At 67.4% G+C, this 23,604-nt stretch carries 23 protein-coding genes; 9 read left to right on the plus strand and 14 right to left on the minus strand.

Features of this window, described 5'->3' with window-relative positions; all coding sequences use genetic code 11:
• Positions 1-120 precede the first annotated feature (120 nt).
• The 3 genes from AC5P67_RS16685 (at position 121) to AC5P67_RS16695 (ending at position 5,421) form a co-directional block, all read left to right on the plus strand.
• A complete protein-coding gene (locus AC5P67_RS16685) occupies positions 121-2,793 on the plus strand; it encodes a polysaccharide deacetylase family protein (protein ID WP_111118528.1) in 2,673 nt (890 codons plus the stop codon).
• 3 nt (positions 2,794-2,796) lie between these two features.
• Entirely contained in the window at positions 2,797-4,146 is a 1,350-nt protein-coding gene (gene mnmE, locus AC5P67_RS16690) for a tRNA uridine-5-carboxymethylaminomethyl(34) synthesis GTPase MnmE (protein ID WP_049453515.1), read from the plus strand.
• Positions 4,147-4,305: 159 nt separating this feature from the next.
• Positions 4,306-5,421, plus strand: coding sequence for a glycerophosphodiester phosphodiesterase (locus tag AC5P67_RS16695; RefSeq protein ID WP_005411724.1), 1,116 nt, complete (start codon positions 4,306-4,308; stop codon positions 5,419-5,421).
• A gap of 112 nt (positions 5,422-5,533) precedes the next feature.
• Here the strand turns inward: AC5P67_RS16695 and AC5P67_RS16700 are convergent, their stop codons facing one another.
• Together AC5P67_RS16700 and AC5P67_RS16705 are read right to left on the minus strand one after the other, a co-directional pair.
• A complete protein-coding gene (locus tag AC5P67_RS16700; protein ID WP_329754864.1) occupies positions 5,534-6,304 on the minus strand; it encodes a rhomboid family intramembrane serine protease in 771 nt (256 codons plus the stop codon).
• A gap of 93 nt (positions 6,305-6,397) precedes the next feature.
• The gene (locus tag AC5P67_RS16705) at positions 6,398-7,360 is read right to left on the minus strand and encodes a TerC family protein (RefSeq protein ID WP_005411722.1); all 963 of its coding nucleotides are present in this window, start codon (positions 7,358-7,360) and stop codon (positions 6,398-6,400) included.
• A 349-nt stretch (positions 7,361-7,709) separates the two neighbouring features.
• Here AC5P67_RS16705 and AC5P67_RS16710 point away from each other — a divergent pair, with 349 nt between their 5' ends.
• On the plus strand, positions 7,710-8,879 hold the full coding sequence (locus AC5P67_RS16710) for a class I SAM-dependent rRNA methyltransferase (RefSeq protein WP_005411721.1): 1,170 nt from the start codon (positions 7,710-7,712) through the stop codon (positions 8,877-8,879).
• Between the two features lie 210 nt (positions 8,880-9,089).
• Positions 9,090-10,331, plus strand: a complete 1,242-nt coding sequence (locus AC5P67_RS16715) for a dipeptidase (RefSeq protein ID WP_099490221.1) — start codon at positions 9,090-9,092, stop codon at positions 10,329-10,331.
• A 92-nt stretch (positions 10,332-10,423) separates the two neighbouring features.
• Here AC5P67_RS16715 and AC5P67_RS16720 read toward each other — a convergent pair whose 3' ends face one another.
• From AC5P67_RS16720 to AC5P67_RS16740, 5 genes are all read right to left on the minus strand, one after another.
• Positions 10,424-11,851, minus strand: a complete 1,428-nt coding sequence (locus AC5P67_RS16720; RefSeq protein ID WP_495214945.1) for an amino acid permease — start codon at positions 11,849-11,851, stop codon at positions 10,424-10,426.
• A 166-nt stretch (positions 11,852-12,017) separates the two neighbouring features.
• Positions 12,018-12,716, minus strand: a complete 699-nt coding sequence (locus tag AC5P67_RS16725) for a suppressor of fused domain protein (protein WP_049450044.1) — start codon at positions 12,714-12,716, stop codon at positions 12,018-12,020.
• Positions 12,713-13,135 (minus strand): hypothetical protein, encoded by a 423-nt coding sequence (locus AC5P67_RS16730; protein WP_005411717.1) that lies wholly within the window; start codon positions 13,133-13,135, stop codon positions 12,713-12,715. The genes AC5P67_RS16725 and AC5P67_RS16730 overlap by 4 nt, the downstream gene beginning before the upstream one ends.
• Positions 13,132-13,761 (minus strand): leucine efflux protein LeuE, encoded by a 630-nt coding sequence (leuE, locus tag AC5P67_RS16735; RefSeq protein ID WP_495214947.1) that lies wholly within the window; start codon positions 13,759-13,761, stop codon positions 13,132-13,134. The genes AC5P67_RS16730 and leuE overlap by 4 nt, the downstream gene beginning before the upstream one ends.
• 14 nt (positions 13,762-13,775) lie before the next feature.
• Positions 13,776-14,747, minus strand: coding sequence for a LysR family transcriptional regulator (locus AC5P67_RS16740; protein ID WP_049395268.1), 972 nt, complete (start codon positions 14,745-14,747; stop codon positions 13,776-13,778).
• 91 nt (positions 14,748-14,838) lie between these two features.
• Between AC5P67_RS16740 and AC5P67_RS16745 the strand changes: the two genes are divergently transcribed.
• Complete coding sequence (locus AC5P67_RS16745) at positions 14,839-15,846, plus strand: zinc-binding alcohol dehydrogenase family protein (protein ID WP_049395267.1); 1,008 nt, start codon at positions 14,839-14,841, stop codon at positions 15,844-15,846.
• Positions 15,847-15,913: 67 nt separating this feature from the next.
• Here AC5P67_RS16745 and AC5P67_RS16750 read toward each other — a convergent pair whose 3' ends face one another.
• Entirely contained in the window at positions 15,914-16,519 is a 606-nt protein-coding gene (locus AC5P67_RS16750) for a glutathione S-transferase family protein (RefSeq protein ID WP_049395266.1), read from the minus strand.
• 45 nt (positions 16,520-16,564) lie between these two features.
• Here AC5P67_RS16750 and AC5P67_RS16755 point away from each other — a divergent pair, with 45 nt between their 5' ends.
• From AC5P67_RS16755 to AC5P67_RS16765, 3 genes are all read left to right on the plus strand, one after another.
• A complete protein-coding gene (locus AC5P67_RS16755; RefSeq protein WP_005411712.1) occupies positions 16,565-18,124 on the plus strand; it encodes a DNA recombination protein RmuC in 1,560 nt (519 codons plus the stop codon).
• Positions 18,125-18,195: 71 nt separating this feature from the next.
• Positions 18,196-18,594 (plus strand): hypothetical protein, encoded by a 399-nt coding sequence (locus tag AC5P67_RS16760; RefSeq protein WP_005411711.1) that lies wholly within the window; start codon positions 18,196-18,198, stop codon positions 18,592-18,594.
• Between the two features lie 137 nt (positions 18,595-18,731).
• Positions 18,732-19,277 carry a glutathione peroxidase gene (locus AC5P67_RS16765; protein ID WP_005411710.1) on the plus strand — a complete coding sequence of 182 codons (546 nt, stop codon included), beginning with the start codon at positions 18,732-18,734 and terminating at the stop codon, positions 19,275-19,277.
• A 106-nt stretch (positions 19,278-19,383) separates the two neighbouring features.
• Here AC5P67_RS16765 and AC5P67_RS16770 read toward each other — a convergent pair whose 3' ends face one another.
• The 6 genes from AC5P67_RS16770 to AC5P67_RS16795 are packed head-to-tail and all read right to left on the minus strand — an operon-like array spanning position 19,384 to position 23,483.
• Positions 19,384-20,400, minus strand: a complete 1,017-nt coding sequence (locus tag AC5P67_RS16770; RefSeq protein ID WP_012481677.1) for an MlaA family lipoprotein — start codon at positions 20,398-20,400, stop codon at positions 19,384-19,386.
• Position 20,401: 1 nt separating this feature from the next.
• Positions 20,402-20,713, minus strand: a complete 312-nt coding sequence (locus AC5P67_RS16775; RefSeq protein WP_005414956.1) for an STAS domain-containing protein — start codon at positions 20,711-20,713, stop codon at positions 20,402-20,404.
• Complete coding sequence (locus AC5P67_RS16780) at positions 20,703-21,365, minus strand: MlaC/ttg2D family ABC transporter substrate-binding protein (RefSeq protein ID WP_005411707.1); 663 nt, start codon at positions 21,363-21,365, stop codon at positions 20,703-20,705. Before AC5P67_RS16780 ends, AC5P67_RS16775 begins: the two co-directional genes overlap by 11 nt.
• Positions 21,362-21,886: an outer membrane lipid asymmetry maintenance protein MlaD gene (gene mlaD / locus AC5P67_RS16785; protein WP_005411706.1), complete on the minus strand. Its 525-nt coding sequence runs from the start codon at positions 21,884-21,886 to the stop codon at positions 21,362-21,364. The genes AC5P67_RS16780 and mlaD overlap by 4 nt, the downstream gene beginning before the upstream one ends.
• 59 nt (positions 21,887-21,945) lie before the next feature.
• Entirely contained in the window at positions 21,946-22,695 is a 750-nt protein-coding gene (locus AC5P67_RS16790) for an MlaE family lipid ABC transporter permease subunit (RefSeq protein WP_279702933.1), read from the minus strand.
• Positions 22,695-23,483 (minus strand): ABC transporter ATP-binding protein, encoded by a 789-nt coding sequence (locus tag AC5P67_RS16795; protein ID WP_005411704.1) that lies wholly within the window; start codon positions 23,481-23,483, stop codon positions 22,695-22,697. Before AC5P67_RS16795 ends, AC5P67_RS16790 begins: the two co-directional genes overlap by 1 nt.
• Positions 23,484-23,604 lie beyond the last annotated feature (121 nt).

The following is a 23,604-nucleotide window of genomic DNA, read 5'->3' on the forward strand; positions in this document are numbered from 1 at the left end:
AGTCGACTAACAGTCGACTCTACTACCGCCCCGGTCGATGAGAAGCCCGCCGCAAGGCGGGCTTTTCGCATGCGGCGTTAGAATCGCCGGCACACCGTTCCTCCCACCTTCGAGTCCACCATGCAGCGTGCGTCGTCGTTCCGCCTGTTCCTGCCGTCGCTGTTGTTGACCCTGGTCGTTGCCGGCTGTGGCGACAAGGACGCGAAGGCGCCGGCGACCACGGTCACCCAGCCCAGCGCGCAGGCCGCGGCCGCCGCCGATCCCGCCGCTGCACCGTTGCTGGCCGCGCTGCAGAAGCAGCTCGACGGCTACCGCCGCATCATCGTGCTGCTGGCCGACGAGGAACAGCAGTCGGCTGCCGACCGCAGTACCTCCACGCGCGTGGGCCAGCAGCTGTTCCACGATGGCCTGGAACAGCGCACGGCCATCGCCGCGCAGTTCGACACGCTGTTGCGCGGCTCCAGTCCGCAGCGCTTCGCCACCCTCGGCACCGTGCTGGACTACATCGAGTCGGCGCCGGAACTGTTCGACGCCGACCGCCTGGCCTTCCGCGAAGTGCTGCGTGATCTGCATGAACGGGTCGGCATCGATTCGTCGCTGCCGGCGGTGAAGCTGCACCAGCGCATCGGTGAGGACCTGGAGGCGCTTGATGAGATCGAGCGCAACTACAACCAGGAACTGACCCGCATCTTCAGCCGTTTCGAGCGCACCCGCGCCATCGAACTGAAGCGTGAGAAGTGGGACGACTACATCGCCCACCTGCACAAGGACTACAGCCGCGAAGCGATCCTGCGCGACTATGGCGTAATCGAGCCGTACCCGATGTCGATGAAGGACAGCGACCGCGAGATCTTCGGCCGCGACCTGCCGGCCAAGACCGTTGTGCTCACCTTCGACGATGGCCCGCACAAGGCCTACACCGATGAAGTGGTGGCCATCCTCAAGCGCTACGACGTGCCGGGCGTGTTCTTCGAAGTGGGCCGCAACCTGGGCAAGGTCGAGGCCGACGGCAAGGTCAGCCTCGGCCCGATGGCGAAGATCAGCCGCAACCTGATGGAAGAGGGCTATGCGGTCGGCAATCACAGCCTGACCCACGCCCAGCTGTCGCGCACCACCGGTGACGCGCTGCGCCAGCAGGTGCTGGACACCGACACGCTGCTGAAGGATGTCGACAGCAAGCGCGCGCCGCTGTTCCGCTTCCCCTATGGCGCACGCAATGCCGAAGGCCTGCAGCTGCTCAACGAAGCCGGGCTGAAGTCGATCATGTGGAACATCGACTCGATGGACTGGGCCGACCCGGTGCCGGAATCGATCGTGCAGCGCGTGCTCGACCAGGTGAACAAGGAACAGCGCGGCATCATCCTGTTCCACGACATTCACGATCGTGCGGTGAAGGCGCTGCCGCAGATCCTCGACCGGCTGATCGCCGATGGCTACCAGTTCGCTGGCTGGAACGGCCGCGACTTCACGGTCGCCCGTGCGCGCAAGGGCGCGACCAACGATGCCACCGTCACCACCGGCTACGAGAAGTCCTGGGCGATCGTGGTCGGCATCGACAACTACGCCAAGTGGCCGAAGCTGGAGTACGCCAGCCACGATGCGCAGGCGGTGGCCGATACCCTGACCGGGCAGTTCGGCTTCCCGTCCTCGCAGGTGATCGTGCTGAAGAACGAGCAGGCCACGCGCAACAACATCCTGGCTGCCTTCCACGACCGCCTGGCCGATGACCGCACTGGCAAGAACGATCGCGTGTTCGTGTTCTTCGCCGGCCATGGCGCGACCCGCCAGCTCGCCTCCGGGCGCGACCTCGGCTACATCATCCCGGTCGATTCGGACCCGAAGGAATTCGCTACCGACGCCATCGCGATGACCGACATCCAGAACATCGCCGAGAGCATGCAGGCCAAGCACGTGATGTTCGTGATGGATGCCTGCTACAGCGGCCTGGGCCTGACCCGTGGCGGTCCATCGTCGTCGTCGTTCCTGCGCGAGAACGCGCGGCGCAGCGCGCGGCAGATGCTGACCGCCGGCGGTGCCGACCAGCAGGTGGCCGACGCCGGTCCGAACGGCCACTCGGTGTTCACCTGGGTGCTGCTGCAGGCATTGGCCGGCAAGGGCGACCTCAACGGCGATGGGCTGATCACCGGTACCGAACTGGCCGCCTACGTTGCGCCGGCCGTCTCAGCCGTTTCACACCAGACCCCGGCCTTCGGCAGCCTGCCCGGTTCGCAGGGCGGCGAGTTCGTGTTCCAGGTGCCGGACAGCCAGGAGTTCCTCAATGCCGATACGCGCCAGTTGACCGCCGATGCGATCGCACTGAACAACAAGGTTGAAGCCGCCAGCGAAGCCAAGGGCAGCCACGCGCCGGTGACGGTGGCCGACCTGCAGGGCGGCAAGGCCAAGCTGGTGGTGCCCACTGCGGGCCCGGCGTCGGATCGCCAGCGCGCGCAGCAGGCCAATGACCGCGGCCTGCAGCTGTACCGCGAGAAGCAGTACGACGAGGCGGTGGCGCAGTTCACCGAAGCACTGAAGCTGCGTCCGGACTTCGCCCAGGCCGCCAACAACCTCGGCTTCGTCTACTACCGCCAGCAGCGCTATGCCGAAGCGGCGCGCTGGCTGGAGAACACGCTGAAGATCGACCCCTCGCGTGCAGTGGCCTATCTCAACCTGGGTGATGCCTACTTCAACGCCGGCGACAAGGCCAAGGCCAAGCAGGCCTACACCACCTACTTGGCCTTGCAGCCGCAGGGCAGTGGCGCGGCACAGGCGCGCGCACAGCTGGAGAAGCTCTGAGCCATGAACGACGCGATCCGCACCGACACCATCGTCGCCATCGCCAGTGCCCCTGGCGCCGGCGGTGTCGGCCTGCTGCGCCTGTCCGGCCCGCGTGCTGCGGCCATCGCCAATGCACTGGGTGCACCTGCACTGCGTCCGCGCCACGCGCACTACGCGCGCCTGCGTGATGCCGACGGCGAGGTCATCGACGATGGCATCGTGCTGTGGTTCCCGGCACCGAACAGCTTCACCGGCGAGGAAGTGGTGGAACTGCAGGGCCACGGCAGCCCGGTGCTGCTGCAGCAGCTGGTCGCGCGCTGCATCGCGCTCGGCGCGCGCCAGGCGCGGCCGGGTGAGTTCAGTGAACGGGCATTCCTCAACGGCAAGCTCGACCTGGCCCAGGCCGAGGCCATCGCCGACCTGATCGCCGCGGGCGACAATCGCGCCGCGCGCGCGGCACGCCGTTCGCTGGATGGCGTGTTCTCGCGCCGCATCGACGCCGTGGTCGAGCAGCTGGTGCTGCTGCGCATCCACGTGGAAGCGGCCATCGATTTTGCCGACGAACCGCTGGATACGCTCGGTGGCGCGCAGGTGCGGCGTGGGCTGGAACAGGCGCGCAGCGATCTGGCCATTCTGCGCCGCGATGCCGAACGCGGCCGTCGCCTGCGCGATGGCCTGCACGCGGTGCTGATCGGTCCGCCGAATGCCGGCAAGAGCTCACTGCTCAACGCCCTGGCCGGCAGCGAACGCGCCATCGTCACCGACATCGCCGGTACCACCCGCGACACCCTGCGCGAGACCATCCGCCTGGACGGCCTGGAGCTGACCCTGGTCGACACCGCCGGCCTGCGCGACGGCGGTGACGCCATCGAACGCGAAGGCATGCGCCGCGCCCACGTGGAAATCGAGCGCACCGACCTGGCGCTGATCGTGCTGGATGCGCGCGATCCGGCGGCCGGCGAAGCGGCGCTGGGCGAGGCCGTGGCGGCGGTGCCGCACAAGGTCTACATCCACAACAAGTCGGACCTGCTGGAGGCGTTGCCGTCGCTGGACGATCCGGACCGCGTGTTCGTTTCGGCCGCCACCGGCGCCGGGCTCGACGATCTGCACGCGCGTCTGCGTTCGATCGCTTCGGCCGGGGCAGGGGAGCAGGTGGATGGCGAGTTCTCCGCGCGCACGCGCCATGTGGATGCAATCGAACGTGCGCAGGAACATGCGCAGCGCGCCGATGGCGAGCTGGCGCACGAGCACCTGGAGCTGGCCGCCGAGGAACTGCGGCTGGCGCATGACGCGCTGGGTGAGATCACCGGGCAGATGAGTGCCGATGATCTGCTGGGAAGGATCTTCTCCAGTTTCTGCATCGGCAAGTAAGCCTTGGTAGTGCCGGCCGCTGGCCGGCAACCCAGCCGAACGAGCTCCCCGGGATCGCTACGGGGTCGGAGCCCCTGCGGGGATCCGACCCCAGGTCCCCCACCTGTCACATTGCCGCCGCATACTGACGCCCATCACATACCGCTTGGGGAAGTCGCAGTGAAGTCGTGGGGTTGTGCGTTGCTGTTGTCGCTGGCCGTGGCACCATCGGTGGCCATGAGTGCTGAATCCTCCACCCCGGCCGCGCACAAGGTGTCGGTCTATGGCCATCGCGGGGCGAGCGCGTTGCTGCCCGAGCACACCCTGGCCGCCTATGCGCAGGCGATCGCCGATGGCGCCGACTACATCGAGCCGGACCTGGTGATGACCAGGGACGGAGTGATGGTCGCCCGCCACGAGAACGAGATCAGCGGCACCACTGATGTGGCCTCGCATCCCGAATTCGCCAGCCGCCGCACCAGCAAGGTCATCGACGGGCAGAAGGTGGACGGCTGGTTCACCGAAGACTTCACCCTGGCCGAGCTGAAGACGCTGTACGCGCGCGAGCGCCTGCCGGAACTGCGCAGCACCGCCTATGACGGCCAGTTCCGCATCGCCAGCCTGGACGAGATCCTCGCATTCCTTGTCCAGCAGGCCGGGCGTGCCAACCGTGGCATCGGCCTGGTGCCGGAGATCAAGCACCCGACCTACTTCCAGTCGATCGGCCTGCCGATGGAAGACAAGCTCCTGACCGCGCTGCGTGGCAATGCCTATACCAACGTCGGCCCGGTCACCATCCAGTCGTTCGAGACCGCCAACCTGCGCTACCTGCGCGGCAAGATCCCGCGCGGCAGCAACATCCGCCTGCTGCAACTGCTGTGGAAGGGCGACACCCAGCCGGCCGACATCGCCAAGGCCGGTGGCAAGCTGACCTACGCCCAGATGATGACGCCGGCAGGACTGAAGGACATCGCCAGCTACGCCGACAGCATCGGCCCGGAACTGCGCTCGATCATTCCGCTGGACGCCAAGGGCGCGCTGAGCACTCCGACCACGCTGGTACAGGACGCACATGCAGTGGGCCTGATGGTGATTCCGTACACCTTCCGTCCGGAGAACCACTTCCAGGCCAGCAACCTGCGCAAGGGCGCCGACAACGCGCGCAATGCCGAGGGTTCGATTGCCGAGATGCGTGCCTATCTGGCCACCGGCATCGATGCCTTCTTCACCGATGACCCGGCACTGGGCCGGCAGGCGGTGGATGGCATGGGCGCGGCGGGGAATGCGGCGAACTGACGGACTCTGGTAGGTGCCAACCTTGGTTGGCACACAACAACCGCGCCGACCAAGGTCGGCCACTACCGGTTCATGAGGGTGCCGGCCAGCGGCCGGCACTACCGGGGCATTTTCAGTCGCGCGGCTCGTCCGGCCGGCGGAACGGGATCACCACGTAGTCCTGGCCTTCGCGCGGCTGCCACAGCACCGGCACGCGCTGCGGTGACGGCGGTTCCAGCTCGTCGTCGGGTAAAGGTTCGACGTCTTCTTCTTCGTCTTCCCAACTGTAACGCGGGCGCGGCGGCAGCGGGTCGGCATTGCGGAACAGCAGCGCGGCGATGATGCCGGCGAAGGCGCCGCCCATGTGCGACTGCCAGGACACGCCGTCGGCGTGCGGCAGGATGGTCATCAGCATGCCGCCGTAGAACAGCATGCCGATCAGACCGGTGGCAATCGCTGCACGATCGCGGCGCAGCAGGCCCAGGCTGGCCAGCAGGAACATCAGGCCATGGGTGACGCCGCTGGCGCCCAGGTGCACGCTGCCCGGATTGCCCAGCATCCACGCACCGATGCCCGAGCCCAGCCACAGCAGGGGCAGGGCGCGCACGGTGGCTTTCGGGTAGACGCTGCCGGCCAGCGTGCCCAGGATCAGGATCGCGATGCTGTTGGCGGCGATGTGCTCGACCGAGGCATGCAGCATCGGGCCGCCGATCAGGCCAAGCAGGCCCTTGGCTTCCAGCGGCGCGACCGCCCAGGGCCGCCAGTCGAAGGTGCCCTGCAGGGCGAACACGGCCACCAGCACCAGCACGGCGGCCAGGCTGACATTGAACGCCCGCAGGATGCGCGAGCGGTCATTGCGGGAGGCCGGCAGGTCGCCAGCGGGCAGGGGCGCGTTGTTGTCCATACCTCAGCAATGGCGGTGACTGGCGCGAAACCAAGGCCACCGCAACGGGAGAGTGGGTGAGGCCGGCGGGACAATCCCGCCGGCCGGCCATGATCAGGCGTGGCCGGAGCCTTCCTTCGGCGGGTACTTCAGGCTCAGTACCACGGTGGCGGCGATGATCACCGCGACCACGCCCAGCGACACCGGGGTCGGGATCTTGAACAGGTCGATGATCATCATCTTGATGCCGATGAAGCCCAGCACCAGCGCCAGGCCATACGGCAGCAGGTGGAAGCGGTCGGCCATGCCGGCCAGCAGGAAGAACATCGCGCGCAGGCCCAGCACCGCGAATACGTTGGAGGTGAGCACGATGAACGGGTCGGTGGTGATCGCGAAAATCGCCGGGATGCTGTCCACGGCGAAGATAACGTCGGTGACCGCGATCAGGATCAGCACCGCGAACAGCGGGGTGAACCAGCGCACGCCGTCGCGCTTCACGCTCAGTGCGTTGCCGGCATAGTCCGGCAGCAGGCGCAGGTGCTTGCGCATCCAGCGCAGGGCGGGATTGGTTTCCAGGTCCGGCTCCTGGCCGGCGGCGAACCACATCTTCCAGCCGGTGAACAGCAGGAAGGCGCCGAACACGTAGAGCAGCCAATGGAACTGGCTGATCAGCACGCTGCCGGCGAAGATCATGATCGTACGCAGCACGATCGCGCCCAGGATGCCGATGATCAGCACCTTCTGGCGCTGCTCCTCCGGCACCGCGAAGTAGCTCATGATCATCAGGAACACAAAGATGTTGTCGACCGCCAGCGCCTTCTCGACCAGGTAGCCGGTCAGGAATTCGAGGCCGACCTTGTTGGCCACCACCTGGCCGGCGGTTTCATTCAGGTAGTACCAGAGGCCCGCATTGAACAGCAGGGCCAGCGCTACCCAGCCGATGGACCACCACAGGGCCTCCTTGAAGGTGACCTTGTGCGGTCCACCATGGCGCATCAACACGAGGTCGACCAGCAGGGCGATGACCACCACCGCTGCGAAGCCGCCCCACAACCACACGTTACCGATCGTCTGCATTGGGAATGTCCGTTGGAAAGATGAATGCCAGGCCGGACGGCGAGGATCTGCAACGGAGGATCGGGAGGGGGATCCAGGGACAGAGCTTCGCCAGTACGGCGAAGGTCTCGCTCGCAGTTCCAGTCGGCTGGAACTGCCGTTGCACCGGAGCCTGCGGGCTCGAAATGACGGCGACAACGTCTGGGAGCTACTCCCCTTCTGGCGCCGATTCTGCCGTCTGGCCCCGCCGCCGTCAAATGGGGGAGGCCAGGGGTCGGATCCTCAAAGGGGCTCTGACCCCATTGTCGCCACACTGGGGTCAGAGCCCCTGCGGGGATCCGACCCCCGGCGCCCGGTTTACAATGGGTGGATGAATACCCCCCTTCCGATTGTCCGCCTCAAGAATGCGTGGCGTTCCAGCCACCCGTGGATCTTCCAGAAACTGGTCGAGAAACCGACCGTCCGGCCCAAGCCCGGTTCCATCGTCGACGTGGTCGGCATCGATGGCGAGTTCATTGGCCGCGGGTTCTACAACGGGCACTCGCGCATCGCCGTGCGCATCCTCGAAACCGACCAGAACGTGCCGGTCGATGCCGGCTGGTTCTCGCGCAAGATCGCCCAGGCGGTGTCGCTGCGCCGTGAGGTGCTGAAGCTCGACGCGGTCTCCGACGCCTGGCGCGTGGTGCACAGCGAAGGCGACGGCCTGTCCGGCCTGGTGGTGGATCGCTACGGCGACCTGGTGGTGGTCGAGTTCTTCGCCGCCGGCATGTTCCGCCACCGCGAATGGATCTACGACGCCCTGCGCGAGCAGTTCCCGGGCTGCCGTTTCCACAGCTTCGCCGACGAACACGTACAGAAGCAGGAGAGCTTCGACTTCCACGGCAACACCACCACCGAAGCGTCGGTGATCACCGAGTACGGCATCAAGTTCCGCGCCGACCCGGCCGGCGCGCACAAGACCGGTTTCTTCGCCGACCAGCGCGAGAACCGCGAGTGGCTGAGCCAGCAGGTGGAAGGCAAGAGCGTGCTGGACCTGTGCTGCAACACCGGCGGTTTCGCCGTGTATGCCGCTGCGCGTGGCGCTTCGGAAGTGGTCGGCATCGACATCGATGAGGACGTCATCCAGATCGCCAAGGGCAATTCGCGCCTGAACAACGTGCGCCCGAAGTTCATCCAGTCCGACATCTTCCCGTGGCTGCGCGACGCCGCCAACCGCGGCGAGCAGTACGACGTGGTGATCCTGGATCCGGCGAAGATGACCCGCGACCGCGACCAGGTCATCACTGCGCTGAAGAAGTACCTGGACATGAACAAGCTGGCGCTGGGCGTGGTCAAGCCGGGCGGCCTGTTCGCCACGTTCTCCTGCACCGGCCTGGTGGCCGAGGACCAGTTCCTCGACATGCTGCGCCGCGCGGCCTATTTCTCGGGCCGCACGATCCAGATCCTGAAGGTCGCTGGTGCGGGTCCGGACCATCCGTTCATGGCCCACGTGCAGGAATCGCGTTACCTGAAGGCCGTGTTCTGCCGCGTGGTCGACTGACCGCGGGACGATGTAGAGGCGAGCCGCGCCACCTGATCCTGGGGGCGCCATTGTTTCGAACGCATCGCAATGCGCGGGAAGCTGGCCGCCGGGCCGTGAATACGATTCATGCTCGACTCGCGGTGCCTGGCAGCCGAGCGTGAGCCCGACCCTACAAATCTGCCGGCTGCAGCGCTATGGTCGGGCTCTTCCCATTGCCGGTGAGAGCCCATGCCATCGTTGCGCCACCTGTCCGTCGTGCTTGCCCTGGCGCTGTGTGCGCCGCTGTCGGCTCATGCCATCGAGTTCAGCGCACAGGAACTGGCCCGCGCCAAGGCGCTGCAGCAGCGCCTGGTCACGCTCGACAGCCACCTGGATACGCCGGCCAATTTCGGCCGGACCGGCTTCGACATCGAGCAGCGCCACGACCGCAACGCACTCTCGCAAGTGGACTACCCGCGCATGGTCGAGGGCGCGCTGGACGGTGGCTTCTGGGCGATCTACACCGATCAGGGCGACCGCAGCCCAGCCGCGCACCTTGCCGAGCGTGACCATGGCCTGCAGCGGCTGCTGGAGATCCGCGAAATGCTGGCCGCCAATCCCGAGCGTTTCGCGCTGGCATTGAGCGCCGATGACGCGGCACGGATCAAGGCCGCCGGCAAGCGCGTGGTCTACATCAGCATGGAAAACGCCAGCCCGCTGGTGGAAGACCCCAGCCTGCTCTCGTTCTACCACCGTGCCGGCCTGCGCCTGCTCAGTACCGTGCACTTCGCCAACAACGAGTTCGCCGATTCGGCCACCGACCCCAAGGGAGCGGAATGGAAAGGCCTGAGCCCGGCCGGCAAGGGCCTGGTGCAGCAGGCGGTGAAGCTGGGCATCGTGATCGACCAGTCGCATGCGTCCGACGCGGTGTTCGATGACCTGCTGGCAATGATGCCGGTGCCGTTCGTGCTGTCGCACAGCTCAGCCAAGGCGGTCTACGACCACCCGCGCAATCTTGATGACGCGCGCCTGCGCAAGCTGGCCAAGGCCGGCGGCGTGATCCAGGTGAACGCCTATGGCGGCTACCTGATCGACACCGCAAAGACGCCCGAGCGCAAGCAGGCCGAGGAAGCGCTGAGCAAGCAGCTGGGTGGCTGGGAAGGCATGGGCATCGAGCAGGGTGTTGCCCTGCTGAAGGCCGAACAGGCGCTGGACCACGAGCACCCGGTGCGCCATGCCAGCCTCGACGACTTCTTCGCCCACTTCGAGCACATCCTCAAGGTGGTCGGCCCCGAGCACGTGGGCATCGGCCTGGACTGGGATGGCGGCGGCGGCCTGAGCGACCTGCCCGATGTCAGCCAGCTGCCGAAGATCACCGCGTGGCTGCTGCGCAAGGGTTACACCGAGCAGCAGATTGCCGGCATCTGGGGCGGCAACCTGCTGCGGGTGATGCGCCAGGCGCAGGACTACGCGGCAAAGCAGGGCGGTTGACCGCCCTGTGGTAGTGCCGGCCGCTGGCCGGCATTGCCCGTATCAACAGGATGAGAGGTGCCGGCCAGCGGCCGGCACTACCGGTGATCCGGTTATTTCGCGATCAGCGCGTGGCGACGGCTGTACAGGAAGTACAGCACCAGGCCGGCCACGTTCCACAGCAGGAAATACAACTGGGTGGTGTGCGGCAGGCTGAGGAACAGGTAGATGCAGCCCAGTGCGGCCAGCGGGCCGACCACGAAGGCCAGCGGCGTGCGGAACGTGCGCTCGCGGTTCGGCTCGCGCAGGCGCAGCACCACCAGGCAGATGCCGACGGCGGTGAACGCGGCCAGGGTACCGGCGTTGGCCAGCGCGGCAATCTCGTCCAGGCGCGCCACACCGGCCAGCGCCGACACCACCACTGCGGTGAACAGCGTGGTCGCCACCGGCGTGCCGGTGCGCGCGTTGACCTTGGACAGGCCACGCGGCAGCAGGCCATCACGGCTCATCACGAAGAAGATGCGGCTCTGGCCGTACAGGAAGGCCAGCAGCACGGTCGGCAGGGCGATGATCGCGATCACGCCGATCACCATCGCCGCGGTCGGATGGCCCAGCTGGCGCATGATCAGCGCCAGCGGCTCGGCGCTGTGGCCAAACACGGCGTAGCTCATCGCACCCACGGCGGCCAGCGCCACCAGCACGTAGACGATGGTGCAGCCGATCATCGAACCGATGATGCCGATCGACAGGTCGCGGCCCGGGTTCTTGGTTTCCTCGGCGGCGGTGGAGATCGCATCGAAGCCGTAGAAGGCGAAGAAGATGATCGCCGCCGCTGCCATTACGCCGTGCTCGACGCCATCGGGGCCCATCGACTTGGCGAAGCCATACGGCATGAACGGCTGCAGGTTGGCGCTGTCGAAGGCGGGCAGGGCCACGGCCACGAAGATAGCCAGCGCGATCAGCTTGAACACCACCAGGATGGCGTTGAGGGTGGCGCTTTCCTTGGTGCCGGCCATCAGCATGCCGGCCACCAGCCAGGTGATGATGATCGCCGGCAGGTTGATCATGCCGCCTTCCACGTGCGGGCCGGCCGCCAGCCAGGCCGGCAGGTGCACGTTCCAGCCGAACTGGGTGTGGACCCATTCGAGGAAGCCGACGAAGTAGCCGGACCAGCCCACCGCCACCGTACTCACCACCAGCGAGTACTCCAGGATCAGACCCCAGCCCACCACCCAGGCAAACACCTCGCCCAGCGCACTGTAGCTGTAGGTGTAGGCACTGCCGGCGGCCGGCATCATCGTCGACAGCTCGGCGTAGGACAGCGCCGCACAGGCGCAGACCGCACCGGCGATGGCGAAGGAGATCAGTACGGCCGGGCCGGCCAGGTTGGCACCGACGCCGATCAGTGTGTAGATGCCGGTACCGACGATGGCGCCAATACCCAGCGCGATCAGGTGCGGCCAGCTGAGCGTCGGGATCAGACGCCTGCCGGCTTCGTGGACGGTGACGGAATCTAGGGACTTGCGCCGGAACAGGGACATGCAGGCCTCGGAAGGGGTGACTAAGAACGACAAGTTCCCGAGTGTGACCGAACGCAGCGCAGCATTACCACTGACGGGGGTCATGCATGGCGGCGCGCGCGCTGCCCCCCGGCCAGGCTGCCGGAATCGGCACAAACGCTGGCAGGATTCGAAATGATTCGATCCCTCAAGGCGAGCCCGGAGGCGATTGAAGTACGAGAGCAGGGGCCAGATCGATGCTGACCCGCTGCGGATCGACCACCGGCGCCGCACCTTGGGTTCTCAACTGGGCCACCAGCACTTCGAAGCCATGCGCGCGGCCGAACGCATGCTCGTCCAGGGTCAACGGCAGCAGCTGCAGGAAGTCGAATCGTCCCGATGGCAGTTGCTGGGGTCCCGGAAAATGCAATGACGGCACGAAGACGGCCGCCTGCAGCATGCTCCCTGCGTGATCCACCGGCCCCCCCAGCTTCAGCCGGTCCCATGGCGCCAACGGATTGCCGGGCATGCGTGAGTGGCACAGCAGCAGGTGGTACGCGGTGAACCAGCGCAAGGTGGTCAGCGCCCACGTCGCTTCATCCTGCGTCTCAAGCATCAGTTCGATGCCCCACCCCGAATCTCCATCTTCGTGCCGCCCTTCCCAGGGGTTGGACAGGCCGGTGCTGACATAGATCCAGTGCCGTCGATCACCGTGCGGAGGGCACGCATTGACGCCGACATGCAGCCAGCGCGGGTCGATCTGCTCCTGCTTGAAGACGTTGCGCAGCAGATCCATGTCGAGGGGGTAGATCCCCGGTCCGGTATCGCCGAACAACCGCCGGTACAGCGTCTCCTCCCGATACTCCCAGCTGCGCTCCAGCAGGGTGTCGTCGTCGATGGTGCTCACTCAGCCACCCTGCCGGGCCAGCGGCAGCCGTCTTCCTGCCAGGCTTCGGGGTCGTCGTGGAAGGTGGTGCTGCGGCCATCGCGGGCGCGTTCGTAACGCAGATCCAGCACCAGGGCACCCTGCGTGCTCAGCAGGTAGCGGCCGTTGAGGCGTCCGTCGATGCGTTCTTCCCAGACGCTGTCGAACTGGTACGGGCGATCTTCGGCCAGCACCGTGGTCTCCATCGAGATCCGGTGCAGGGGCAGGCGCTCGCGCTGCCCGGCGTAGCGCACATCGGCCCGGCCGTCTTTCAGCCAGCGCCATTCCAGGTGGATGCTGTCATTGCGACCGCCGCTCAGGCAGCGATGGTCCTGCACGGTGGTGCCAGAGGCGGTGCCGGCGAGCAGTAGTGCGACCGCGGTTGCCAGCCAGGCCTTCATCCGTTCAACCCCAACCGGATGCCGAACCCGACAAGGAACAGGCCGGCCACCCGGCGCAGCGCATCGCTGATGCGCGGATGCTGGATCAACCGGCGGCGGGCCAGGTTGCCCACACCGATCAGCATCGAGCAGTAGGCGATGCTGACCACCAGGATGATGCCGGCCAGGGCCGCGAAGGTGGCGATGCCCTGGTGCGCCTTCGGATCGATGAACAGCGGCAGGAAGGCCATGTAGAACAGGATCGCCTTCGGGTTGAGCAGGCTGACCAGGATCGCCTGCTGGAAGTAGCGGCCCGGCTGCATGCGGATCGGGCCGGCGTCACCGCCCTCGTGCTTCGGCGTGCGCAGCAGGCTGATGCCCACCCATACCAGGTAGGCCGCACCCAGGTACTGCACAGCGTGGAAGACCAAGGGGTTGGCCTTCAGCAGTGCGGCGACACCGGCCAGCGCCAGCCACATCAGGATCTGGTCACCGACCAGCAGGCCGGCCAGTGCGGTGTAGCCGCCGCGCACGCCGCTACGGCCGGTGGCGGTCAGCAGGGTGAAGGTGCCGGGGCCGGGCAGGGCGAGAAACACCAGCACAGCGACCAGAAACGTCCACAGGTCCTGGATGCCCATCCACGGCATGGCGGTGTTCTCTCTTACGGGGGGCTGCCATTGTCGGCCAGCACCGGGGTGGGCGACAGGGGGTGGGGGAGTCCATCGGGCATGCCAGACAGCAGCGGTTGCAGGTGCTGGCGCAGCTGCGCATGCAGCTGCCGCACCGCCGGCGAGAACTGCTTGCGGTGCGGGCACACCAGCTGCAGCGGAATGTGGCTGCCGACGCCGTCGAGCAGCAGCTGCAGGCGTCCGGCCAGCACGTCTTCGCGCAGGTCCAGCCAGGATTTGTAGGTGATGCCTTCGCCGGCCACCGCCCAGCGCCGCACCACGTCGGCGTCGTCGCAGACCAGCGGGCCGCGCACCGGGATCACGGTGCGGCGCCCTTCGACCTCGAACGACCAGCGATCGTAGGCGCGGCCACTGAGCTGGTAGACCAGGCAATCGTGCTCGCGCAGTTCGTCCAGGCGCACCGGCGTGCCCCGTCGCTGCAGGTAATCGGGCGAAGCCGCGAGCACACGACGGTTGCCTTCGAGCAGGGGCAGGGCCACGTAGCTGGCGTCGTCGAAGTGGCCGATGCGGATCGCCACATCGACCGGATCGCGGAACACGTCGGCCACTTCATCGGACAGCCGCAGGTGCAGGCGCAGCCGTGGATGCGCGGCTCGGAACGCGGTCAGCCACGGCAGCAGCAGGTTGCGACCAAAGTCCGACGGCGCCGACAGCTGCAGCGTGCCATGCAGTTCGGCGTCCTCGCCCTGCACGCGGGCCCGCCCTTCGCGCAGGGTAGCCAGCACCTCCTGCGCATACGGCAGGTACAGCGCGCCCTCGCCGGTCAGGCGCAGGCTGCGGGTGGTACGCACGAACAGGCGCAGGTCCAGTTCGCGTTCCAGCCGCGCCACGGCTGCAGCGACCTGTCCGGGTAACAGATCGGCCTCGCGGGCCGCCTGGGAGAAGCTGCCCAGTGCGGCCGTGCGGACGAACAACTGCAGGTCGTCGAAGCGGATCATCTTCATTGCCGGAGTGAAAGTGCTGCCCGATTCTGCGCCTTTCTGAGCGACCGTGCGCGGCGCAACCTGTGCACTCCTTCCCCACTGGACCGCTGCCATGCGCGCCATTGCCTACACCCACGCCGGCCTGCCGATCGACGACACCCGGGCCCTGATCGATATCGAACTGGAACTGCCGCAGCCCGGCCCACGCGACCTGCGGGTGGCGGTGCGCGCGGTGGCGGTGAACCCGGTCGACACCAAGGTCCGCCGCGGCGTGGCCACCGACGGCCCGCGCGTGCTGGGCTGGGACGCGGTCGGCATCGTCGACGCGGTGGGCAGCGAGGTCACCCTGTTCCAGCCTGGCGACGCGGTCTACTACGCCGGCGTGATCGACCGCCCGGGCAGCAATGCCGAGTACCAGCTGGTGGACGAGCGCAGCGTCGGCCGCAAGCCGGCCAGTCTCGACGATGCGGCCGCCGCCGCGCTGCCACTGACCGCGATCACGGCCTGGGAGCTGCTGTTCGACCGCCTGCGCATTCCGGAGGGCGGCGGTGAAGGCCAGACCCTGCTGGTGATCGGTGCTGCTGGCGGTGTCGGTTCGATCCTGGTGCAGCTGGCGCGGAAGCTGACGAAACTGACGGTGATCGGCACCGCATCGCGCCCGGACACCCAGGACTGGGTGTATGCGATGGGCGCACACCACGTGATCGACCACCGCCTGCCGCTGGCCGAGGGACTGGCACGGCTGGGCATCAGCGAGGTGCAGCACGTGGCCAGCCTGACCCACTCCGACCAGCACTACGCGCAGATCGTGGAGCTGCTGGCGCCGCAGGGCCAGTTCGGCCTGATCGACGATCCGGGCCAGGTGGACGTGATGGCGCTCAAGCGCAAGGCACTGTCGCTGCACTGGGAGTCGATGTTCACCCGCCCGCTGTACAAGACCGCGGACATGCAGCGCCAGCACGACCTGCTGAACCGGGTGGCCGAGCTGATCGATGCCGGCGTGCTGCAGACAACGCTGGGCGAGCATTTCGGGCGCATCGACGCGGCCAACCTGCGGCGCGCGCATGCGCTGCTGGAGAGTCACCGCGCCAAGGGCAAGATCGTGCTGGAAGGCTGGTAACGCTGGTTGTTCCCGCGTCCTCGGGGTCAGATCCCTTTCCCGTTGGGAAAGGGATCTGACCCCTGCCTCAGGCCACGCCGTTGTCGACGTGTTCGGCGAAACCGGGCTGCTGGCGCAGGCGTTCGAACCACGCCGCGAGGTGTGGCAGTGCGGGCTTGTGGCCGGGTGTGCTGCGCCAGCGCTGGGTCGACAGCCCCAGCACGATATCGGCGAGGGTAAAGGTGTCGCCCGCCACGTAGGCATCGGTGGCGGCCAGCTGGGCTTCAAGCACACCCATCAGCCGGTTCCACTGCGCCAGGCTGGCCTCGGCACGGGCATCGTCCGGGTAGTCCGGATGCTGGCGCACGCGCGCCATGAACACATGGCGCCAGGCGCTGTTGAGGTCGCTGGCCTGCCAGTCCATCCACTGCTCCACCCGGGCCCGGGCCTGCGCTGCTGCGGGCAGCAGGTCGTCACGGCCGGCGCGGGCGGCCAGGTAGCGGCAGATGCTGTTGGACTCCCACAGCACGAAGTCGCCATCGCGCAGCACCGGTACCTGCCGGTTCGGATTCAGTGCGGCCAGCAGGTCCGCGGGTGGCGCAGGCTCGTGGCGCAGGGGCAGATCCAGCCCCGCGCACAGCCACAGCACCTTGCGCACGTTGATGGAGGTGGGCTTTCCGTACAGAGCGAGCATGGTTCTGGCGCAGCAGCTGAGACTCCGCCAGCCTACACTTGCCCCATGCAAACCGAATATCTGCTCATTGGCGGCCTTCTATTGGCCGTGCTCATCCTGCAGCTTGTCGCCCTGCTGCGCCGCCCGCCGCACGACCGCCTCGAACAGGCGGTGCGTGAGGAGGCGCGCGCCGGGCGCAGCGAGCTGCGCGAACAGCTCGATGGCTTTGCCCGCGCGCTGACCGATCTGTCCACCCGCACCGACCAGCGCCTGGACCTGCTGCGCGAGGCGCTGGGCGAGGACGCCCGCAAGGCGCGTGCCGAGGCGGCGGAGAGCCAGCAGCGTGGCGCCGCACTCATGGGGCAGCGCCTGCAGGAACTGCGCGGCCAGCTGGAAACCTTCGGGCAGCAGCAGGAAGCGCGCATCCACGCCTTCGGCCAGCAGCTGCAGGAACTCACCGGGCGGACCGATACCCAGCTGGGCGCGCTGCGCCAGACCCTGGTGGACGATGCGCGCAAGGGTCGTGAGGAAGGTGCGCAGTCGCAGCAGCGCCTGACCGAAAGCCTTGGCCTGCGCCTGCAGGAACTGACCCAGCGCAACGAACAGCGCATCGCCGAGATGCGCGCCACGCTGGAAGAGCAGCTGCGCGCGCTGCAGAACGACAATGCGCAGAAGCTGGAGCAGATGCGCCACACCGTGGACGAAAAGCTGCAGTCGACGCTGGAAACACGCCTGGGCAACTCCTTCAAGCTGGTTTCCGAGCGCCTGGAACAGGTGCAGCGCGGTCTTGGCGAGATGCAGCAGCTGGCCACCGGCGTTGGCGATCTCAAGCGTGTGCTGACCAACGTCAAGAACCGTGGCAGCTGGGGCGAAGTACAGCTGGAGAACATCCTCGAACAGACGCTCACCCAGGAACAGTACGCGCGGGCAGTGAAGGTACGCCCGGACAGTGGCGAGATGGTCGATATCGCGGTGCGCCTGCCGGGCCGCAGCAGTGACGACACGCCGGTGTGGCTGCCGATCGACTCCAAGTTCCCGCGCGAGGACTACGAGCGCCTGCTCGACGCGCAGGAACAGGGTGACGCCGAGGGCGTGCGCCTGCAGGGCATCCAGCTTGAACGCGCGGTGCGCGTGCAGGCCAAGTCGATCTGCGACAAGTACATCGCGCCGCCGCACACCACCGACTTCGCGGTGATGTTCCTGCCCACCGAAGGCCTGTATGCCGAAGTGATCCGGCGCCCGGGCCTGGTCGACCTGTTGCAGCGCGAGCACCGCGTGGTGGTGGCTGGACCGACCACGGTCACCGCGCTGCTCAACAGCCTGCAGATGGGCTTCCGCACGCTGGCCATCGAGCAGCGTTCCAGCGAGGTGTGGAGCCTGCTGGGTGCGGTGAAGAGCGAGTTCGGCAAGTTCGCCGGCATTCTCGAGAAGGCCGAGAAGCAGATCACCACGGTCGGCCGCAGCATCGGCGAAGCCAGCCGCAAGACGCGCACCATCGAACGGCGCCTGCGCGGCGTGGAGTCGCTGGCGTCAGAGCAGGCGCAATCCCTGCTGGGCGGCTTGGCCGATGCTGATGCCACGGCCGAGGACGAAGGCAACGAAGGCGACGACGGCGACGAAGCCTGAGCTACGTCGACACGCCGCCTGCATGGTCGATGCGTATGCTGGCGGCCTGTCCTACTGGATCAGGTAACGCCATGCGCCTGCGCCTCTGCACCAGTCTCATCCTGACCGCGCTGCTTGTCGCCTGCAGCAGCGCACCGCCGGCTGCCAATCCGGCGGCGGCACCCGCCGCAGCCACCAGTCCCGAAGCGGCCGAGGCCTACCGCGAAGCGCGCGATGTGGACTGCCAGGCCGCTGGCGGCACCCTGCAGCGGCTGGGCCGGCTGCAGCGCGAACAGTGCGTGATTCCCTACGCCGATGCCGGCAAGGCCTGCAGCCGCAAGAGCGACTGCACGGGCCAGTGCCTTGCCGGCGGCGAAGTGGCGGTTGGCAGCCCCGCCACCGGCACCTGCCAGCGCGATGCCCGCCAGAACTTCGGCTGCCGCCAGCGCATTGATGAGGGCAAGGCGCAGGGCATGATCTGCGTGGACTGATCGTAGTGCCGGCCGCTGGCCGGCAGCCTCATGAACCCTTGCGAACGATCGCACGATTGCCGGCCAGCGGCCGGCACGACCGACATCGCGCGGCGCTATGCTGGTGGGCCATTCCCCGCTGTTGCCGGAGCCCCCGCGTGAGCACTTCGATCCAGGACATTTCCCTCACCACCATCGACGGCCAGCCGTCCTCGCTTGCCGACTACCAGGGCAAGGTACTGCTGCTGGTCAACGTCGCCTCCAAGTGCGGCTTGACCCCGCAGTACGAAGGCCTGCAGGCGCTGTATGCGGAAAAGCACGCACAGGGCCTGGAAGTGCTGGGCTTCCCGGCCAACAACTTCCTCGGCCAGGAGCCGGGCAGCGAAGCGGAGATCCAGCAGTTCTGCCAGCTCACCTACGATGTCAGTTTCCCGATGTTCTCCAAGATCAGCGTGGCCGGTGACGACACCCACCCGCTGTACCAGCAGCTGACCGCTGCGCAGCCGCAGTCGATCGGCGAAGGCCCGCTGCGCGAGCGCCTGGCCAGCAAGGAGATTCCGATCCACGCCGCGCCGGCGGTGCTGTGGAACTTCGAGAAGTTCCTGGTCGGCCGCGACGGCAAGGTCATCGCCCGCTTCGCCCCGGACGTGGCGGCTGACGACGCGCGCCTGCGCGAAGCCATCGAAGCCGCGCTGGCTGCCTGATCGGCCGGGGTCGGATCCCTTTCCACGGGAAAGGGCTCCGACCCCACCCACGGCGCCAAAGAAAAACCCCGCCGAGGCGGGGTTTTTCATGCGTCGCTGAAAGGACTCAGTGCGTCCACTGCGGCATCGGCATCGCATCGACCGGGATCGGCGAATTGGCGTCGTCGTGGCCACGCTCGCGCTTGCTGCGCAGATCGTTCTCGATCTGGTAGTTGCGACGCTGCATCCATGCATCGCGCACCAGCGAGTACTCGTCCACGGCAGTGTCACGCAGGTCGTCGATCGCCAGCAGCTGCGCGCGGGTATCGACCAGCTGCAGGCCCTGCAGGCCGATGCGGACCTTGTCCTCTTCGATACGGCGGATCGGCGACAACGGAATGTCGCCGGCCAGGCCGAACACGTCGCGCACGGTACGCGGGCCGAAGAACGGCAGTTCCACGTAGCGCGAACGACGCCAGCCCCAGGCACCCAGGGTCTGGCCGAAGTCCTCATTGCGGCGCGGCACCATCGCCTTGCTGGCCGGATCGAACAGGCCACCGATGCCCAGCGTGCTGTTCATCAGGAAGCGGCCGAGGCTGTCCCATGCATCGGCACCGCGGCCCTGCAGCAGCTGGTTGGTGATGGTCACCGGCGCGCGCAGGTTGCTGAAGAAGTTGCTGACGCCGGTGCGGGCGAAGCGCGGCACCACGTGGGTATAGGCGGTGGCCAGCGGACGCGCGACGCCGCGGTCGACCGCGTTGTTGAACTTGTGCACCTTGCGGTTGAACGGTTCCCACGGATCGTAGGCCGCTGCGTTGGTGGTGTTGCCGGCACCGCCATAGAGGGCATCGAAGTCGTCATCGCCACCGGGCGCGGTGGCGGCTGAGGTCTTCGCCGCGCTGCCGTCGCCGCTGTCGGTGGGCGCAGCCGGCGACGATGCGGCAGCCGCCGGCGGATTGGCCACCGGCGCGACCGAAGCAGCGTCAGCCATGCCGGCATCGGTGGCCGCGGCGGCGGGCGAGGTGGAAGAACTGGCCGGGACCACGGTGCTGGCTGCCGGTGCATCGATGCGCGCGGGCTTGCCGGCACAGGCGGTGAGGGCGGTGGCCAGGACGATCAGGGGGAGAGTGCGCACGACGTTCATGTCAGCTCGCAGCAGAAGTAGCGTTGAAATCCAGGTTGGGCGACAGCCGGTAGGCCGCGCTCAGTTCGTTGTAGCCAGCCGGCGCGCCGGTGATCACCAGCGGATGGCCGGCCTTGCGCGCACGTGCCGCCAGCTCGGCCAGCAGGGCCAGGCCGGCGCTGTCCACGCGTTCGACCTCAGCCAGATCCAGCCGTGCCAGCTTTGCCGGCAGGGCCTGCAGCTGCGGCCATAGCGCGATCACCGCAGCGCGGTCGAGCACCCCGCGCAGGCGCAGGGTGTCGCCTTCCAGCAGCGCCAGTGCGTTACTTGCCATTGCCCGCGGGCCCGGCCTGCATGCTGCCGCTGTGCAGCTCGCTGGCCACCTGCTTGATGCCCTTCTGGCGCAGCGGGGTGTCGAACTGGTTGCGGAACGTCTGCACGTAGGAGATGCCTTCGATGTTGACGTCGAAGATCTTCCACTGGCCGTTCACGTTGCGCATCCAGTACTCGACAGGGGTCGGCTCGCTGCCGGCACGCACCAGCTCGGTGCTCACGCGCACGCCGCGGTTGCCCGGCAGCGGGCTTTCACCCTTCAGGCGGAAGCTCGGCTTGCCCTGGATGTTGAGCAGGGTCGAACCGTAGCGCTGCATGAGGCTGTCGGCCATGGCATCGGCGAACAGCTTGATGTCGGCATCCGAGGCACCACGGGCGTGCGGGCCCAGCACCAGGCGCGCGGCATAGTCGCGGTCGAAGGTGCGGTTCAGTTCGCTGTCGATGTAGTTGCGCAGGCTGGCCGGGTTGCTGCCGAATTCGCTCCTGCGCTGCTGCAGGGTGGTGAGGATGCGCGTGCTGGCATCGATCACCACCTTGCCGGCCTGGCCCTGCGCCGCGGCAGCGGCGGGGGCGGCGGCCTGGGCCTGGGCGAGGAACGGAGTGGCCGCCAGCAGCGCCGAGGCGAGCAGGGCCGGGATCAGTTTCATCTTCATGGTTGCGGTTCCGTTGCAGGCGCCTGCGCGCCATCGTTGGGCTTCTGAGCAGCGCCGCCACCGGCGCCGCCACTGAACATGTACTTGCCGACCAGCTGGATCAGGTCAACCGCCGGCTGGGTGAAGACAATTTCGTCGCCGGCCTTCAGCACGTCCGGATCACCGCCCGGCTGCAGTCCGATATAGCTCTCGCCGAGCAAACCACTGGTGAAGATGCCGGCCGAGGTGTCCGCCGGCAGGTCCTTGACCTTGCTGTCCATGCGCAGGGTCACGATCGATTCGAACTTCACCGGGTCCAGGTCGATGGAGGCGACCTGGCCGACGGTGACGCCGCCGATCTTCACCGGCGCCTGCTTGCGCAGCTGGCCGACCTGGGAGAAGCGCGCCTTCAGCTCGTAGCCCTGGCTGCCCCAGCTCCAGCGCTGGTTGGTCGAGGCCACCGCCAGCACCATCAGCGAGGCCAGGGCCAGCAGCAGGAAAGCGCCGACGGAGAATTCGAGTCTGGGACCGCGGATGGCCATGTGGATTACCTGATCGAGTCGTGGTGGCCGCGCGCGCCTGCGCACCGCCGGTGGAGGGGTTAGGTGAACAACATTGCCGACAGAACGAAGTTGAACATCAGCACCAGCAGCGAAGCGTTGACCACTGCACGGGTGGTCGCCACCGACGTGCCTTCAATGGTCGGCTCGGCATGGAAACCAACATAGGCGGCGACCAGCGCGGCGGTGCCGCCGAAGATCGCCGACTTCAGCATCGCCACCCCGAAGTCATCCCAGAAATCGACGCTGTTGCGCAGCGCCGACCAGAACACGCCATTGTCCAGGCCCAGCACGTGCACGGCCTCGAAGTAGCTGGCACTGATCGCCAGCGAGCAGAAGATGCCGGTCAGCAGCGGCACGGTCAGCACCGCCGCCCAGAAGCGTGGCGCCACGGACTTGGCCACCGGGTCGATCGCCATCAGCTCCAGCGCCTTGATCTGGTCGGTGGCGCGCATCAGGCCCAGCTCGGCGGCGATCGAACTGCCGGCGCGGCCGATGAACAGCAGCGCGGTCAGCACCGGTGCCAGTTCGCGGTACAGCGACAGGCCAAGCAGGGTCGACAACGCGTCGGCCGCGCCGAAGGTGGTCAGCGTGCGGTAGCCCTGCAGGGTCAGCACCAGGCCGACGAAGGCGCCACCGACGGCGATGATCGGCAGCGAGCGCGCGCCGATCTTGTAGATCTCGCGGGTCAGCTCGGACAGGAAATCACGGGTCGGCAGGGAACCGCGCAGCACGGTCAGCGAGAACAGCCCGGCGCGGCCCAGCGAGCGGGTGGCTTGGACGAACGGCATCAGGCAACCCTCGCGCGTGGCGCGGCATCGAACGGAATCGGGCCATCCGGCTGGCCATGCAGGAACTGCCGCAGCAGCGGATCCTGGCTGGACTGCAGTGCCTCGGGCGTCCCCTGGAACACGACGCCGCCATTGGCGATGGCGATCACCTGGTCGCAGATCGGCAGGGTCTCGTGCACGTGGTGGCTGACGATGATGCTGGTCAGGCCCAGGCTGTGGTTGAGGCGCTGTATCAGGCTCATGATCACCCCGGAGGCGATCGGGTCCAGCCCGGTCAGCGGCTCGTCGTAGATCATCAGTGGTGGGTCCAGCGCCAGCGCACGGGCCAGCGCCACGCGGCGCGCCATGCCGCCGGACAGTTCGCGCGGCCAGGCGTCGGCGGCGGCCAGCAGGCCCACCGCATGCAGCTTCATCTCCACCAGCCGGCGCAGCACGGCGGCCGGCAAGCGGGTATGCGTACGCAGCGGCAGTGCGACGTTTTCGGCCACGGTGAGATCGGTCAGCAGGCCATTGCCCTGCAGCAGCACGCCCACGCTCTTGCGCATCTCCAGCAGCGCGCTGCTGTCATGCGGGATCGGCTTGCCGAACAGGGTGACGTCGCCGGCCACCGGTCGCAGTTCGCCGGTCAGCGCCGCCAGCAGGGTCGACTTGCCGCTGCCGGAGGGTCCGAGCACGGCGGTGATGCTGCCCTGCGGCACCTGCAGCGACACGTCACGCAGGATCGTGCGTCCGCTCCGGTCGATGCGGACGTTGGACAACTGCACCAGACTGGAGGTGGAAGCCGACATGGGCACCATTAACGTTTTTTAGACATCGAAGGATCGGGCCAGCCGGCTGAACATAAGCAGACTGGACGGTGCAGTATTGTTGCACGGCAGGGCGTGGCGCAGGCCGGGACAATCGGCCGGC

This window comes from Stenotrophomonas sp. YJH_SMC_21 (genome assembly GCF_059369555.1).